At 42.7% G+C, this 15167-nt stretch carries 12 protein-coding genes; 3 read left to right on the forward strand and 9 right to left on the reverse strand.

Annotated elements, in window-relative coordinates; all coding sequences use genetic code 11:
* Positions 1 to 4 precede the first annotated feature (4 nt).
* The 3 genes from BM090_RS02915 to BM090_RS02925 form a co-directional block, all read right to left on the reverse strand.
* Positions 5 to 319, reverse strand: a complete 315-nt coding sequence (locus tag BM090_RS02915; protein WP_177199818.1) for a DUF2752 domain-containing protein — start codon at positions 317 to 319, stop codon at positions 5 to 7.
* A complete protein-coding gene (locus BM090_RS02920; protein WP_091507025.1) occupies positions 291 to 626 on the reverse strand; it encodes a TM2 domain-containing protein in 336 nt (111 codons plus the stop codon). The genes BM090_RS02915 and BM090_RS02920 overlap by 29 nt, the downstream gene beginning before the upstream one ends.
* A 79-nt stretch (positions 627 to 705) precedes the next feature.
* Positions 706 to 918 carry a TM2 domain-containing protein gene (locus tag BM090_RS02925; RefSeq protein ID WP_091507029.1) on the reverse strand — a complete coding sequence of 71 codons (213 nt, stop codon included), beginning with the start codon at positions 916 to 918 and terminating at the stop codon, positions 706 to 708.
* Between the two features lie 281 nt (positions 919 to 1199).
* Here BM090_RS02925 and BM090_RS02935 point away from each other — a divergent pair, with 281 nt between their 5' ends.
* The 3 genes from BM090_RS02935 (at position 1200) to BM090_RS02945 (ending at position 9044) form a co-directional block, all read left to right on the forward strand.
* Positions 1200 to 1739 carry a hypothetical protein gene (locus BM090_RS02935; protein WP_143083846.1) on the forward strand — a complete coding sequence of 180 codons (540 nt, stop codon included), beginning with the start codon at positions 1200 to 1202 and terminating at the stop codon, positions 1737 to 1739.
* 141 nt (positions 1740 to 1880) lie between these two features.
* The gene (locus BM090_RS02940; RefSeq protein WP_143083847.1) at positions 1881 to 2819 is read left to right on the forward strand and encodes a proline and serine-rich protein 1 family protein; all 939 of its coding nucleotides are present in this window, start codon (positions 1881 to 1883) and stop codon (positions 2817 to 2819) included.
* A 201-nt stretch (positions 2820 to 3020) separates the two neighbouring features.
* A complete protein-coding gene (locus tag BM090_RS02945; RefSeq protein WP_177199819.1) occupies positions 3021 to 9044 on the forward strand; it encodes an alpha-2-macroglobulin family protein in 6024 nt (2007 codons plus the stop codon).
* Between the two features lie 81 nt (positions 9045 to 9125).
* On the opposite strand, the gene BM090_RS02950 is transcribed toward BM090_RS02945, so the two are convergent.
* From BM090_RS02950 to BM090_RS02975, 6 genes are all read right to left on the reverse strand, one after another.
* Complete coding sequence (locus BM090_RS02950; protein WP_091507045.1) at positions 9126 to 9890, reverse strand: slipin family protein; 765 nt, start codon at positions 9888 to 9890, stop codon at positions 9126 to 9128.
* A gap of 301 nt (positions 9891 to 10191) precedes the next feature.
* On the reverse strand, positions 10192 to 11481 hold the full coding sequence (locus BM090_RS02955; protein ID WP_091507048.1) for a hypothetical protein: 1290 nt from the start codon (positions 11479 to 11481) through the stop codon (positions 10192 to 10194).
* A 129-nt stretch (positions 11482 to 11610) separates the two neighbouring features.
* Positions 11611 to 12297 (reverse strand): LytR/AlgR family response regulator transcription factor, encoded by a 687-nt coding sequence (locus BM090_RS02960; RefSeq protein ID WP_091507052.1) that lies wholly within the window; start codon positions 12295 to 12297, stop codon positions 11611 to 11613.
* Positions 12290 to 13327 (reverse strand): sensor histidine kinase, encoded by a 1038-nt coding sequence (locus BM090_RS02965; protein WP_091507055.1) that lies wholly within the window; start codon positions 13325 to 13327, stop codon positions 12290 to 12292. Before BM090_RS02965 ends, BM090_RS02960 begins: the two co-directional genes overlap by 8 nt.
* A gap of 102 nt (positions 13328 to 13429) precedes the next feature.
* Entirely contained in the window at positions 13430 to 14422 is a 993-nt protein-coding gene (locus BM090_RS02970; RefSeq protein ID WP_091507059.1) for a glycosyltransferase family 2 protein, read from the reverse strand.
* Positions 14423 to 14476: 54 nt separating this feature from the next.
* Entirely contained in the window at positions 14477 to 15028 is a 552-nt protein-coding gene (locus BM090_RS02975) for a DUF4199 domain-containing protein (protein ID WP_091507061.1), read from the reverse strand.
* Between the last annotated feature and the right edge of the window lie 139 nt (positions 15029 to 15167).

Consider the following 15167-nt stretch of genomic DNA (forward strand, 5'->3'; position numbering starts at 1 on the left):
CGGCTCATTTTGTACAAAAACGCCAAAAATCTTGAAGCAAATAAAAGCTTGCGGCAGGCAGCACTACATAAATGAGTTTGTTGGTTTGCCAAGCGGCCAGCCAATCGGCACGCAACAAGCACACAAACGAAGTCGTAAGTCCGCAACTGGGGCAAGAAGTCTCAAACAAAGTTTTCCAAAGACACGGAATACCAATGTCTATGCTGGTGATAGCTTGCAAAATACTGGAAATCAGCAAATAAAAAACAACTAAACTGGGGATCCAATTTTCTTTGCAATAGCTTAAAAGTTTAAACGGCAGTGTTTTGAGTAATAACATTACCTTGTGCATCTTTGAAATTGCCCGTAACAATCATAACAAAATCAATAATAGTCCAGATGCCGCAACCACCAAGCGTGATGAGTTGCAAAATACCTATTCCTGTATGGCCAGTATAAAAACGATGAACTCCGAAGCCCCCCAAAAAGAAGCAAAGTAGCAAACAAGTAAGCCAGCGATTTTCTCCTGTAGCAACTACTTGCGGCGGCGTTTGGCGAACCCCACAACGCGGACATATTTCTGCTTTTTTATTGATAAGCGAACCGCATTCGGTACAATATTTTTCGTTATCTTTCTTTAAATCCATAAATCAATGAGCTAAAAAATAAGTTTGGGTTAGCGAACAACACTAACCCAAGTTGATTTTCTTTTAAAAGTAGTTTTTATTAAGCTAAATCACGGCCATCTGCCATTTTTAGACTTCCCGTAATAATACGAATAAAGTCTATCAAAGACCAAATACCACAGCCGCCCAAAGTGATAAGCATTAACCACCAATTAGAATAGCCCATTAGTAAACGGTGAATACCCAAGCCGCCCAAAAAGAAGCTAATCAAAATCATGGTGGTTTTAGATTGTAGAGGTTTTTGCTCTGCCATATTATTATTGTTTTTATTTAATTGTTTCGCCTACTCTATATTTAGTTTTCGGCACCCCTATTGTTTATAAAACCAACCTCAATATTATACCAAAAAAAACAATAAGCAAATCTTTTGGTAAAATAATAACATACAATCAGTCTTAGTTGTGGACTTCTCCATGACTAAATGCAGATGTTTGGATAAATTTTATACCTTTATGGCCTCAGAAAAATGTACTATGAGCCGCTGGCTGCACGTTAGAAAAGGCAACAGAAATAGGTTCTAAACATTGCACGATAATGAAACGAAACAACATATATATTCTATTAGTAGGGTTTTTAGCTACGCTTTCGGGTTGCTTCGGTAAGCCTAATTTTTCGGACACGCCTTCCATTTCGTACCGCACCATGGCATTTATAGAAGGTGGTGATTTTAAGCAAGATACTATCGCCATCACGCTCAACTACCGCGACGGAAACGGCGATTTGGGGCTGAACGCTGCGGACACGAATGCGCCTTATCAAAGACTTTCGAGCAACGGAAGTTTCAATCCTGATTACTTTAATATTACGGTGGACTGCTTTCAGCGCAAAGCCAATGGCCGCATAGATTCGATCCCAATGCCTTCGCTTTCGAGCATCGACGGCACTTTTTACGGGCGTTTTCCGCGTATTCGGCCCGAAAAAAGCGGTGCGTTGGAAGGCACACTGCGCTACGACCTCAAATCTTTCTACTTCTTCGACGATACGGTGTCGGAAGTTTGTTTCAAAGTGCAAATCAAAGACCGTAATTTACAGAAAAGTGAACGAATTATCACGCCTTTTATTAAAATAAAATAATTATAAAAGACTGAATAATAAACTTTTATAATTTTATTTATTTTCTTAAATCAAGAAAATATTTTTTTGGCATTATATTTGAAAAAGAGCTTTTATAAAACAAAAACCATACATTCACTTGATACACACTTACTCAATTTTATGAAAAAGCTATTCACTTTTTTGCTCATCTGTTTGGCCGCTCAAACAATAGCATTTGCCCAAACTGCTAACGCTATTTTATTTACAGAAAATGGCGAAAGATTCACAATAATTCTGAACGGTGTTCGCCAAAATCAACGCCCAGAAACAAACGTAAAACTCACGGGACTCACTTCCGAAAATTACAAAATGCGTGTCATTTTTGAAGATAAACGCTTGGGGGTAATGGACAATACTTTATACGTTTATTATGGCGAAGAAATTACTTATGCTATTCGCAAAAAGAAATCAAAATACGTGTTGCGTTTTGTAAGTCAAAATCAAATTGGTGGCGGTGCAGCCAATGCCAATAATTACAATAATAATAGTGGCGGAAATGGCTACAATAATAATGGTGGTTACAACAATAACGGCGGCTACAACCCAACGCCTAATCCACCACGCCCGAACGGAAGTACCACCACCACGACTACTACCAACGGCGGTGTAGCCGTAAACGGTCAAATCAGCGTAGGCGGCGTAACCATTGGAGGCCAGGTAAATACAGGAAATTCGACTACGACAACCACCAACGGTGGTGTAGTACCTCCTCCAACGCCACAACCTTACGTTTTGCCTGGTTATACTGGTGTGTACGGTTGCCCTTATCCGATGCAACCTGATGCGTTTCAGGCCGCGAAAAACTCTATCGCCAAGCAGCCTTTTGACGACAACAAACTCATGATTGCCAAGCAAGTAATTACATCAAACTGTTTGCTTACTTCACAAGTAAAAGAGCTTGCCAAAATGTTTACTTTTGAGGATAGAAGATTAGATTTTGCAAAATTTGCATACGGTTATACACTCGATATTAACAATTATTTTGTGATAAATGACGTGTTTACATTTCCGAGCAGCGTAGAAGATTTGAACGACTATATTGTATCGTATCGTCGTTAATTTTTTCCGTAATTTATTCTAAAAAAGCCTTTCAGTATGTGCAAAACTGAGAGGCTTTTTTACATAAAATATACTTTTTTATTTTCATACAACAGCCAACTAACAAAATCAAAAAAAATGAAACGACACCCTTTATTACTGTTTGTTTTATGCGTGTGGGCATGGGCAAACACTAGTTTCGCACAAACAAAAACACCAACCATGAAAAACACCAGTTATGAAAGCCTTTGGGCCGAAACCGACAAACTCATGGGCAAAGGCCTGCCCGAATCGGCACGCAAAAAAGTAGAAGAAATCGAGCGAAAAGCCATTGCCGAAAAAAACGAAGTGCAACAAATCAAAGTGTTGTTCTATCTGGCTTCTATTTCCGCTTCCAAAGACGAAGATTATGAGGCGAGCAACATTATTGCTTTAGAACAACAGCTTCAAAACAAAAAGATTTCGGTTGCCAAAAGTGGTGTTTTGCATTCAGTTTTGGGGCAATATTACCAACAATATTTGGACAATAACCGTTGGCGAATTTATGAAATGAGTGCGCCAAAAGACGTGGAACTCAAGGGCAAAGTGCCGACCATCGAGACACTGGCAACCCTGAACATCAACCAGTTGTCCGAAATAATAATTACGCATTACGAACAGTCTATGCAAAATGCCAAGCAACTACAACAGTTGCCGATGGCGCAGTTTGAGACGCTCACGACGGGAGGCAAGCAAAACCGCCATTTGTACCCGACGCTTTTTGATATTTTGGCTATGCGTGCGCTGGACGCACTCAACAACGACGAACTTTTTAACACGCGTCCGCACGAGCAATTTTATATCAACAATCCCGCGTATTTTGGGTTGGCCAAAGAATTTGTAAAGCTCAACATCGGCACGCCCGACAGCCTTTCGGTGAAATGGCGAATGTTGCGCACGTATCAGCAACTTGCCGCTTTCCATTTGCAAGACCCAAAAAATGACGCGTTGATTAATTTGGAGAAAAAGCGCATCGAATTTGTGCTAAACAATTACACCGACTCCAATACCAAAACGGAACTTTACGAAAAAAGCCTGTTGGCCGCTGCCGACACCTACAAAAACAACGAACAAGTTACGGAGTTTTTGGCCACAGTAGCCCAACAACGACAAGCCGCAGGCAAACCGCACGAGGCCATCAAAATCGCGCAGCAAGGCATTAGCCTTTATCCAAAGTCAAGAGGCGCGGCACTTTGCCAAAACATTATTAACGCCATACAGCAACCCGAACTTTCGGTTACGAACCTCAATATTACGCCTTCGGGACTGCCGCAACTGGCTTTGTTGAGTTACCGCAATCTCAAATCTACGCGTTTGAGCATTTACAAAATTTCGGGCAACGACTACAAGTGGTTCAAAGACTACCATTATTACAACAACAAAGAACATTTGAGTAAAATTTTGGATTTGCTCGAAAAGAAAAAACCTGTAAATGAGCAAGTTGTTAATTTACCAGACAGCAACGACTACAAAACCCACAGCACAGAAGCCAAAATCCCTGCCTTAGACTTAGGTTATTATATTATTGCTGTCGCCAACGACGCGGATTTGAGCAAAGCCCAACAACTGCAATTAGATGCGTTTCAGGTATCGGATTTGAGCTTTTTTGTGCGTAACCAAGAAAAAGAAATACGTGTGTTGCATCGCGAAACAGGCAAGCCAATAGCAGGCGTAAAAGTGATGGCAGAATACAAATATTACGACAGTCATACGGGCAAAGAAGTAGTTCGCGAAACTAAATACCTGACTACCAGTGCAGACGGTAGAGCAAATGTTCCACCAATGCAGAATCATCACATTGCAATTTCTTTGCAAAGCAACCATGACACGTTAAGCAATTGTACCAGCTTTGGTGGAGACATTCACAAGCCACAGCCGCCACAGACCCAAACGCAAATGTTTTTGTTTGCCGACCGCGCCATTTATCGCCCAACCCAAACGGTTTATTTTAAGGGAATAATGATAGAAAAAGGCCTGCGCGACAAAGCCAAAGTATTGGCCGACAAGGAAATATGGATAAAATTGCTTGACCCTAACGACGAAGAAGTTTTTTCTAAAAGCTACAAAACCAACCAATACGGCAGCCTGAGCGGTTCGGTGGCCTTGCCGTCGGGTGTACTGAACGGAAGTTTTAGATTGGTGGCTAATCATGCGGAAACCGACGAATATCGTTGGAATTATGGCAGTTTGGCGGAACTGAACATACAAGTAGAAGAATACAAACGCCCGAAATTTGAAGCTACTTTCGAGCCGATTACGGGCAGTTTCCGACTCGGCGACACGATTAGCGTAACGGGTGTGGCCAAAGCCTTCGCGGGTTACGGCTTGGACGGCGCGAAAGTAGTGTTAAGCATCGAACGCCAAGCCTACAAACCAATTTACTGGTGGTGTTGGTGGGTGCCGCCTGCTTCCAAAACTTCGACGGTGGTACTGAATCAGACGCTTAAAACCGACCAAAACGGCAAATTTGTAGTTCGTTTCCCTGCGCTGCCCGACCTTGCCGAGTCGGACGGAACGGAATTTATTTACAACATCAAAGCCGACGTAATAGACCAAAACGGTGAAACGCACACGGCCAACACTTCCGTACAAGTCGGCAAAACATCGTTGCGCCTGACGGCCAATATCGGCGAGGAAGTGAACAAAGAACAAAAAATTAACCTTACCGTCAGCAGTACCAACACCGTTGGGCAAGCCGTTGGCGCACAGGTAACCGCACGCCTTTACCGCGTACAAACGGGCACAAAGGCCACGCACAGCCGCTATTGGACTTTGCCCGACGCGCCTACGATTTCGGATAGTGATTTTGCCAAAGATTTCCCGTCCGATGCGCCATATCATTTGCAAGAACCCAAAACGCTTTTGCAAACCATTAGTTTTGATACAAAAACAACGACTGCACTCACTTTCAAGGATTTAGAGAAATTGCCTGTCGGGGTTTATTGGGTGGAATTGGAAACAAAAGACCAACACCAAACACCCGTAAAAGCCGAGTATATGTTCAAACTCATTGCGCCAAAAGGCAAAGAAATAGCCAAACCGTTGGTGTTTGAGGCTAAACTTTTGCGCAGCAGCGTAGAGCCTTTGGAAAATGCCGAAATTTTGGTGGTAAGCAGTGAAAAAGATTTTGTGGTACTCTACGAAGTGGAACACGAAGGCCGCATTATCAGCTCCGAACAACTCACACTCAACGCCGAACAACGCGTTCTTTCTTTGCCTATCAAAGAAGAATACAGAGGCAATGTGGGCATACACCTGACCGCCGTGCGCCACAATCACACGTATTCGCAAACCCTGACGGTATATGTTCCGTACACGAACAAAGACCTGAAAATCAGTTTCGAGACGTTCAGAAGTAAACTTTTGCCCAACGAAAAAGAAACTTGGAAGCTCAAAATTTCGGGTTATAAATCCGAGAAAGTAGCCGCCGAAATGTTGGCTACGCTGTACGATGCTTCTTTGGATGCTTTCGCGCCTAACAGTTTCTATATGAGTGTGTTTAATAGCTATTATCCGTACTTGAATTGGGGCGGCAATACTACTTTTGCCCAAGCCCTAAACTCGTACCGTTGGCCTGCCACGCACTACGAAAGATATACGTCTGATGACAGTTACGAGGATTTCCGAATCCATGTACCACGCCGCTACAGATACGGAGCGGTGCGCAAAGGCATGGCACCAACTGCCGCGTATGAGTCGATGAGTGATGCTTCCGTAGAAATGAAAACTGCCGCTGCACCTGCTCCAGCCATGAAAGCGAAGAAAGTAGCAGAGCAAACGCTTATGGCTGGAAATATAGCCAAAGAAGAAGCCGCAGATACGGACAACAGCGTTGCACCGCCGAAGCCACAAGCCCAAGCCGCCGCACCGCTAGAAGTGAAAGCACGTAGTAATTTCAATGAAACGGCCTTTTTCTTGCCGCACTTGCAAACCAACGACAAAGGCGAGATTTTGGTTAATTTCACGATACCCGAATCGCTGACACGCTGGAAAATGTTGGGCTTGGCGCACACCAAAGACGTGAGTTTCGGGACGGTAACCAATGAATTGGTAACTCAAAAAACGCTTATGGTCGTGCCAAATATGCCGCGTTTCTTGCGCGAAAGCGACACTATTTTTCTTTCTACCAAAATTAAAAACCTCTCAGACAAGGCTTTGCAAGGCAAAGTGCAGCTACAACTTTTTGATGCGCTTACGCAAAAGTCCATTGATGAGCAGTTAGGCAACAAGGCCAACACATTTGATTTTAGTTGCCCAGCCGCCGAGAGCAGCACGGCCACTTGGAAAATAATTGTGCCAGCAGGTTTGGAAGCTGTGCAATACAAAATTGTGGCGCAAGCGGGCACGTATTCGGACGGCGAAGAAGCCGTTTTGCCTGTGCTGACCAACCGCATTTTGGTAACCGAAGCCCTGCCGCTACCGATTCGCGGCAAGCAGACCAAAACGTTTGAATTGGAAAAATTGACCAAGAAAGCCAGCCCGACGGCACGCAATCACAGCCTTACGTTGGAGTTTACGCAAAATCCTGCGTGGTATGCCGTGCAAGCCTTGCCGTACTTGATGGAATATCCGTATGAGTGTGCCGAACAGACATTTAGCCGCTATTATGCCAACAGTTTGGCCGCGCACATTGTAGGCAGCAACCCGAAAATTAAGGCGGTTTTTGAGCAATGGAAACAGTCGGACAGCTCGGCGTTTTTGTCGAATTTGCAGAAAAACCAAGAACTCAAAAGTTTGCTTTTGCAAGAAACGCCTTGGGTGCTGCAAGCCAAAAACGAGTCGGAAAACAAACGCCGCATTGCTTTTTTGTTTGACATGATAAAAATGGGCGAAGGCTTGGACGCGGCCATTGCCAAACTCGAACAAATGCAAATGGCCAGCGGTGCGTTTCCGTGGTTTAAGGGCATGAACGAAAACCCGTACATTACGCAATACATTGTGGCGGGCATCGGGCATTTGCAACAGTTGGGCGTGATTAGCATCGAAAAAGATGCACGCATTGCGGCCATTGCTGAAAAAGCCATTGCGTATCTGGACAACAAAATGCGCGAAGACTACGAGTATTTGAAAAAATTGCATAAAGTAAATCTTAAAGAACAACACGTAGGCGGTTTGCACATTCATTACCTCTATACGCGCAGTTTCTTTAAACAAGAAATGGAAGCCCGCAACCGCGAAGCGTTTAGTTATTATTTGGGTCAAAGTAAAAAATATTGGCTCAGTCAACCGCTTTATACGCAAGGGTTGGCGGCGTTGGCTTTGCATCGCTACAACGAAAAGGAAACGGCCAAAAGCATCGTAGCTTCTTTGTCGGAAAAGGCGTTGCATTCGGAAGAAATGGGAATGTATTGGCGTGCTAATTCGGGTTATTTCTGGTACGAAGCTCCCATCGAACGCCAAGCCATTATGATTGAGGTGTTTGATGAAGTAGCCCAAAACGCCAAAGCCGTTGAAGACCTCAAAGTTTGGCTTTTGAAAAACAAACAAACGACCAACTGGGAAACCACCAAAGCCACCGCCGAAGCTTGCTACGCGCTGTTGCTCAGAGGCGGCAATTGGCTGACCGATACGCAACCCATCGAAATTAGTGTAGGTTCTCAAAAAATTGATTTGAGCAAAATAAAACAAGAAGCGGGAACGGGTTATTTCAAAACTACGTTTGAGGCCGAGCAAATCAAGCCAGAAATGGGGCGCGTAACCGTGACCAAACGCGATGAGGGCGTAGCGTGGGGCGCGTTGTATTGGCAATATTTCGAGCAACTCGACCACATCACGAAAGCCGAAAACAATCCGTTGGTTATCCGCAAAAAGCTCTACAAAAAACAAGCAGGTGCACGCGGAACGGAGCTTTTGCCTATCACGACACAAACGTTAGAAGTCGGCGATATGGTGCAAGTGCGTGTAGAAATCACTACCGACCGCGATTTGGAATATGTACATCTGAAAGATTTGCGTGCGTCGGGTTTTGAGCCAGCCGAAACGCTTTCGGGCTACGAATGGCGCAACGGTTTGGGTTATTACCAAAGCATCAAAGATGCGTCGGCTAACTTCTTTATTGGCTATTTGCCGAAAGGTACGTTTGTGTTTGAATACGATTTGCGCGTGGCGCAAGCGGGTAGTTTCTCCAATGGCATCACGAGCATACAATGTATGTACGCGCCAGAGTTCACTACACACTCGGAGGGCATTCGCGTAAATATTAAGTAATTGACATTTAATTCAATAAATAAAAAAGGACTTCGCCGCAATGGTTAGAAGTCCTTTTTTATTTACTCAAAAATATATCATTTATACATCATTATTCTTCTTCGCTACCAGCTCCGTGAAGCTTCTGGCGGCATTGCTGAAGTCGGATGGAACTAATACGATGGTTGTTGTATTGTTGTCGATGCCAATTTCGGAAAGCATTTGCATACGTCGGAGTTCGAGGGCAATCGGGCTGCCTTCCATCTCTTTCGCGCCTTGCGTGAGCTTGATAGATGCGTCCAACTCGGCTTCCGCTTTTACCATTCTGGCGCGTTTTTCGCGAATGGCTTCGGCTTCTCTGGCCATGGCGCGTTGCATTCCTTCAGGAATTTCTACGTCTTTCATTTCTACCATTTCGATTTTGACACCCCACGGCTCTGTGGTTTGATCCACGATTTTTTGTAGTGTCGCGTTGATTTGCTCCCGCTCGCGTAAGACCTCATCTAAAGTATGTTGGCCGATAATATTGCGCAGCGCGGAGACAGAAAACTGATACACGGCTTTATTATAGTCCACTACCTTCAAAATTGCGCCTTCGGGGTTGATGATTTTGAACCATAACACCGCATTTACTTTGATGGTAACGCTATCTTTAGTAATGGTTTCTTGTTGTTCTAAATCAACGGTCTTGGTACGAATATCCACGACTTGCTGCCGCTCAATGATGGGGATAATCCAATACAAACCCGGCCCTTTGATGGCATTAAAGCGGCCAAGCCTGAAAACAATGGCGCGTTGATACTCTTGCGCTACTCTAATGCCCGATATAAGGACTACTAACGCAAATACAATTATTGGATATAACATAAATTTGTTTGTTTTATTTTAATTTTAGAAGTGTAATTGCCTACTGCAATTGCCCGAAACTAAAATAAAATAGTTTGTTTTTGCAACTGTGTATTGATATATGTATAGCAACGGTTGTTTTGCGTGATAGACGACATTTATTAATACAAAAAGGTTTGATTTAATAGACGCATTTCAATGCGTCTCTATGTTAAAAAAGACAACTTGATAAATATTGTCATTATTAAAATACACAAGACTGTGCGCATGTACAGAAACGCCAAAACCCGCCACGTTTGGCAGGTTCTGACGCTCTTCTTCACTAACTCCAAAAACTATACAGTTCCCAGTATCCAAACAACACGACTAACACACAATATATAATTACATTGGTAGTCAGTAGCATTCGGGCAAAAATGCCCCATTCGTTATTTTTCCAAGTTCTAACGCTTGCCAAGCTCAAGGGAATAAGCAAACCCAACAAAGCAAAAGGAATGTAAGATGATGCCGTAACCCATTGATTATAAAAGTCTTTATATGGAGCTTTGAAATAAAATAAATTAGGATTTGTACAAAGCACTACCATATATCCAAATAAAATCAGACCTAATGGCACTAATAATAATTGTAATTTCAAACCACGATATTTAGCATAATGCAAACCGAAGAAGAAAGCAGTAAACAAAAACAAACCACCGCAAGCAATCAGAAAAAGCATGAGGGATAAATTATTTTTGGGCGTTTTGTAAGTAGCCAATTTTTCAAATTCGGGATTTGGGGCAAACAATGGCGCAACCGCAATGATATGATTGCCTTTGGCTAATTCTTGTTTCAAATCGAATGCCGCCGTTTGGTTGTATTGATGATAAAAATACAGATTCACTGTTTTGGCTTTGGTATTCCAGATAGAAGTAAGCAATGTTCCGTCTCCAATTTTGGGGCGACAAACGTGCATTGTGTCCGATACTGCCCTGCAAAACGCCAGCGTCGTATCTATTTTATTGGCCAGAAATGACGCTCCGTTGGCATAGCGTTTAAACTCTTTTTTGCGGTCGTCGGGTGTGATGCTGGGACAGAAATTTGCTAACACGTATTTGGAATCGTGGCCGATGGTCAGGGCAAAAGATTCGACCAGTAGATATTTGCCAGAAGTATCTACATAAATAAAAACATCGTCCAGAAAAAAACTGTAATCATACTGACTGATGTACGCTTTGGCTTCCTCGACGGTTTGGCAATGGTGCAAGATGTCTTTGAGATATTGCGTGGGGTTGTTGATGGGCTTTTTGTCCCGAAAAGAAACTCTCGCTTCTGGTGGCGTGTAGGAAGCAAGACGCGAAAACACCAAGCCTTTTTCGTTCATGCCCGACTGCGGCGCGTAACCATTGTGGCCATCGTAGCGCGAACCCGTAAAAGCTGCGCCATAAGTTTGCGGGGTTTTGGCCGTCTCGAACCAAATATGTGGCGTAGTGCGCCAAGCATCTTCATTGCACCCGACCATTGTTTGGCGGCCAAGCGTTACTTTGTACATACTGCAAGCCAGTGTGTTAGCCCAAAAAATCAATATGAGTAAGGCTGTGCCTATTAGTGAAAGCAAATGGCGTTTTTTCATCTTTGCGGGGTGTGGGGAATGTGCTAAAAACCACATTGCAAAGGTGCGCCGAAGTATCCTAAACAGAAATTCCGTTATGCCAACGCCGTGTATTTGTCTGCAAAAATGGCGTTTGCGGCTGCGAAATCCTTAGCCGCCGATACGTTGAAAAAATGCGTCGCGGTAAGTTTCGGAAATGGGAATGAGTTGGTCGGCGATGCGAATGCGACCACGCTCCACCGAATCTATTTTACTGATAGCCAACATGTAAGACTTATGTACGCGACAAATTTGGTTGGCGGGAATGAGTTGTTCGAACTCCGAAAAGTTTTGCAAAGTCATTATCTTTTTGGTGGTGGTATGGATACGGCGATAGTCGCGCATTCCTTCAATGAATAAAATGTCGTCGATATTAACTTTTTCGAGTCGGTTTTCGGTTTTTATAAATAGAAATTGTGGCGCGGCGGCTAATGTTGCGGGCTTTTTGTCCTGAATCTTATTAACCGACTGCAAGAAACGTTCAAAAGTAAAAGGCTTTAGTAGATAATCGGTTACGTTGAGTTCGTAGCCCTTGAGTGCGTAGTTGGGGTAAGCGGTCGTGATAATTACTTGCGCCTCTATTCGGAAGGTTTCCAGTAATTCGATGCCTGAAATTTCGTCCATGTTTATATCCAAAAACAAGACTTCTACTTTATTCGCTTTGAGAAAAGCCACGCCTTCCAGTGCGTTTTCAAAACAGGCGAGAAGTTGTAAAAAAGGCGTTTTTTCGACAAACATTTTAGTGCGTTCCATTGCCAAAGGTTCGTCTTCAATAATAATACAGGTGTATTTAATCATGCGTAATTAATAGTTTTACCGTATAAATATTATTCTTGTTTTTTATTTCGAGTTTGTGCCTGTGTTTATAAATAAATTCTAATCGTTTTTGAATTAGATTTTGACCTAAACCATTGTATTCTTTTTCTGTTTTTTTGTCGGGATTAAATTTATTTTTACACTCAAAATAAATGTTTTTTTCTTCGGTGCGAATTGTCATAACGATGGCATCAGGTTCTTTTTTGTTGGTAGAGTGTTTGAAGGCGTTTTCTACAAAAGTAATCAAGGCCATTGGCGCAATGGTGTGATTGTTTGTGTCGCCGATGACGGAAAATGTTACAAAATTGGTGTTAGACGTTCGGATTTTTTGTAAGGCTATGTATTGCTGGATATATTCTATTTCTCTGCTCAACGGAATGGTTTCTTGCTTGGTTTCGTAAAGCATAAAACGCAGGATATCAGAAAGTTTATTCAAATAAACTGAAGCAATTTGGGCATCTTTTAGGATAAGTACATCAATATTGTTAATCGTATTAAACAAAAAATGTGGGTCTAACTGCGACTTTACCAAAGCCAGCTCGATTTGATGATTTTTTAAAGTGAGTGCTTCTTTAATGCGCATTTCGTCGTACCATGTTACGAAGCCTTTTATGGCAACCCCCATCAGGCCAGTGGCCAACGCAATGGCCATCATGGAAATAATTTTGAAAAAAAATTGGTCAGACTGCTGATTAAACAACATCTTGTAGCCAAACAAAAGCACAACGAAAAGCACGCTTAAAAGTCCCAAAAACAACGCGGTAATGAGCGCACCCGTAAGCGATTGTTTAACCTTTTTTGTCTTGATGTATTTGGGAAATAAAACGACATAGAATAAATAAAACCCGCTGACCGACGGCAAAAACACAAAAGCCATTCCCACTTTAAAAATATACCGCAAATTATAGTTTTCGGCGAAGCCATTGGTAGCTGCGGCGACTACAATTAATAATAAAATGGTATAAAATATCCAAAAAGCAATTTGAATAAGTAAGTCAGTGGATTTATTCATTGGTCAGTAGTTTTTTAACACAAAAAAAGTATCGGAAATATTTATTTTTTAGGATAAAATATCTCCGATACTTTCGGTTATTGTGAAGGTATTTTTGGGGCTTTAATTCTTGATTTCGACCCCAACGGCATCCGAAATCAAATATTCGTTGCGACGTGCGCCCGCCAAAGAAATCATTTCGCCCAAAAAGCCCGCCAAGAACAGTTGCATGCCCAAAATGATGGCCACCAGAGCCAAGAAAAACAGTGGTTGGTCGGTGATGTTGCGCAACTGACGCGCCGACATTCCTTGTCCGTAGATGTAATACATTTTTTCGGCAATCAGGTAAAAGGAAATGAGAAAGCCGACAAAAAACGAAAGCGACCCCCACGTTCCGAAGAAGTGCATCGGGCGGCGGCGGAATTTGGAGACGAACATAATGGACATCAAGTCCAAGAAACCGTACACGAAGCGTTCCAATCCGAATTTGGTAACACCGTATTTGCGCGCGCGGTGCTCTACTACCTTCTCCCCTATTTTCTCAAAACCGTTCCATTTGGCAATGACAGGAATGTAGCGGTGCATTTCGCCGTACACCTCGATACTTTTCACGACTTTGGACTGGTAAGCTTTGAGGCCGCAGTTAAAATCATGAAGTTTTATGCCTGATGCCCAACTGGTTACACCATTGAATAATTTGGTCGGGATGGTTTTGGAAAGTGGGTCGTAGCGTTTTTTCTTCCAGCCCGAAATCATGTGATAGCCTTGCCTTTTGATAAGGTCGTAGAGTTCGGGAATCTCGTCGGGGCTGTCTTGCAAGTCGGCATCCATCGTAATCACGACCTCGCCGAGGCAATGACGAAAACCCGTGTTCAGGGCTGCCGACTTGCCATAATTGCGCGTAAAACTAATGCCTTTAACGTTAGGATTTTGGGCGGCAATTTGCCCAATTACCTGCCACGAATTGTCGCGGCTGCCGTCATTAACCAGCAAAACTTCATAAGAAAAGTTGTTGGCTTTCATTACGCGGTCAATCCATTGGCAAAGTTCTGGCAAGGATTCTTCCTCGTTGAAAAGCGGTACAACTACCGAAATATCAATTGTATAAGGATTCATTGTAAAACTAAAAACGTCGGCCTTTTTGGGAAGGACAACGTTTATTAAGGTTAATTATTTTTTATCTAAATCGAAAGGGCTGTTTTGGGGAGCTTTCTTAATCACCAAAGCGGCAATAGAAGCCATTACCAAACCTATCACCATATAAATACCTAAACTTTGTCCGAGTTTGAATATCGTAAAAGCATAATCTTCTTTTTCTACGCGCTCCATTGCTTTATCAATTTCGCCTTCTGGTGTTCCGAATTTCTCCATCATGGCGCGTGTTTTTTCGATGGAAACATCTTTAACGGTTTGCGATAATTCGGGATCTACAAAATTGAATATCACGTAGTTGCCAATATGCCAAACCACTTCAGCAGACACATACATTACCATTAGCACTAACAAAGCTTCTCCAAAAGTAAAAGTATTGTCATTGTTTTTTCGCAGTTGAACCGTAAAATAAATAATAGCTGCCCAAACTAACGCATAAACTCCCGCGCGGGCAAAGCCTAAAAAGACTTCCACGCCCATCAAATAGAGCATAAACAAGGCAACAGTATAGGCCAAGCCTACCATAATTCCGTATTGAATGGCTACAAAATTGAAACTTTTGTTTTGCATATTAAGTACCTAAATGGTTAAAAATGATAAATGTGTTCTTGATAAGTGTTTGTGCAAAAAGATAAAGAAATGTGCTATTAGCGAAGAATATTTACAGAAATTATCTTCAAAACATTGCTTTTTTATTGGCCTAACTGCG

It is taken from the genome of Flexibacter flexilis DSM 6793, assembly GCF_900112255.1.
GTDB classification, from domain to species: domain Bacteria; phylum Bacteroidota; class Bacteroidia; order Cytophagales; family Flexibacteraceae; genus Flexibacter; species Flexibacter flexilis.

What these genes read in the sequence shown, in the direction of transcription:
- BM090_RS02915 (WP_177199818.1), bottom strand. Translation starts at nt 319, where the DNA reads ATGTTATTACTCAAAACACTGCCGTTTAAACTTTTAAGCTATTGCAAA.
- BM090_RS02920 (WP_091507025.1), bottom strand. Translation starts at nt 626, where the DNA reads ATGGATTTAAAGAAAGATAACGAAAAATATTGTACCGAATGCGGTTCG.
- BM090_RS02925 (WP_091507029.1), bottom strand. Translation starts at nt 918, where the DNA reads ATGGCAGAGCAAAAACCTCTACAATCTAAAACCACCATGATTTTGATT.
- BM090_RS02935 (WP_143083846.1), top strand. Translation starts at nt 1,200, where the DNA reads ATGAAACGAAACAACATATATATTCTATTAGTAGGGTTTTTAGCTACG.
- BM090_RS02940 (WP_143083847.1), top strand. Translation starts at nt 1,881, where the DNA reads ATGAAAAAGCTATTCACTTTTTTGCTCATCTGTTTGGCCGCTCAAACA.
- BM090_RS02945 (WP_177199819.1), top strand. Translation starts at nt 3,021, where the DNA reads ATGAAAAACACCAGTTATGAAAGCCTTTGGGCCGAAACCGACAAACTC.
- BM090_RS02950 (WP_091507045.1), bottom strand. Translation starts at nt 9,890, where the DNA reads ATGTTATATCCAATAATTGTATTTGCGTTAGTAGTCCTTATATCGGGC.
- BM090_RS02955 (WP_091507048.1), bottom strand. Translation starts at nt 11,481, where the DNA reads ATGAAAAAACGCCATTTGCTTTCACTAATAGGCACAGCCTTACTCATA.
- BM090_RS02960 (WP_091507052.1), bottom strand. Translation starts at nt 12,297, where the DNA reads ATGATTAAATACACCTGTATTATTATTGAAGACGAACCTTTGGCAATG.
- BM090_RS02965 (WP_091507055.1), bottom strand. Translation starts at nt 13,327, where the DNA reads ATGAATAAATCCACTGACTTACTTATTCAAATTGCTTTTTGGATATTT.
- BM090_RS02970 (WP_091507059.1), bottom strand. Translation starts at nt 14,422, where the DNA reads ATGAATCCTTATACAATTGATATTTCGGTAGTTGTACCGCTTTTCAAC.
- BM090_RS02975 (WP_091507061.1), bottom strand. Translation starts at nt 15,028, where the DNA reads ATGCAAAACAAAAGTTTCAATTTTGTAGCCATTCAATACGGAATTATG.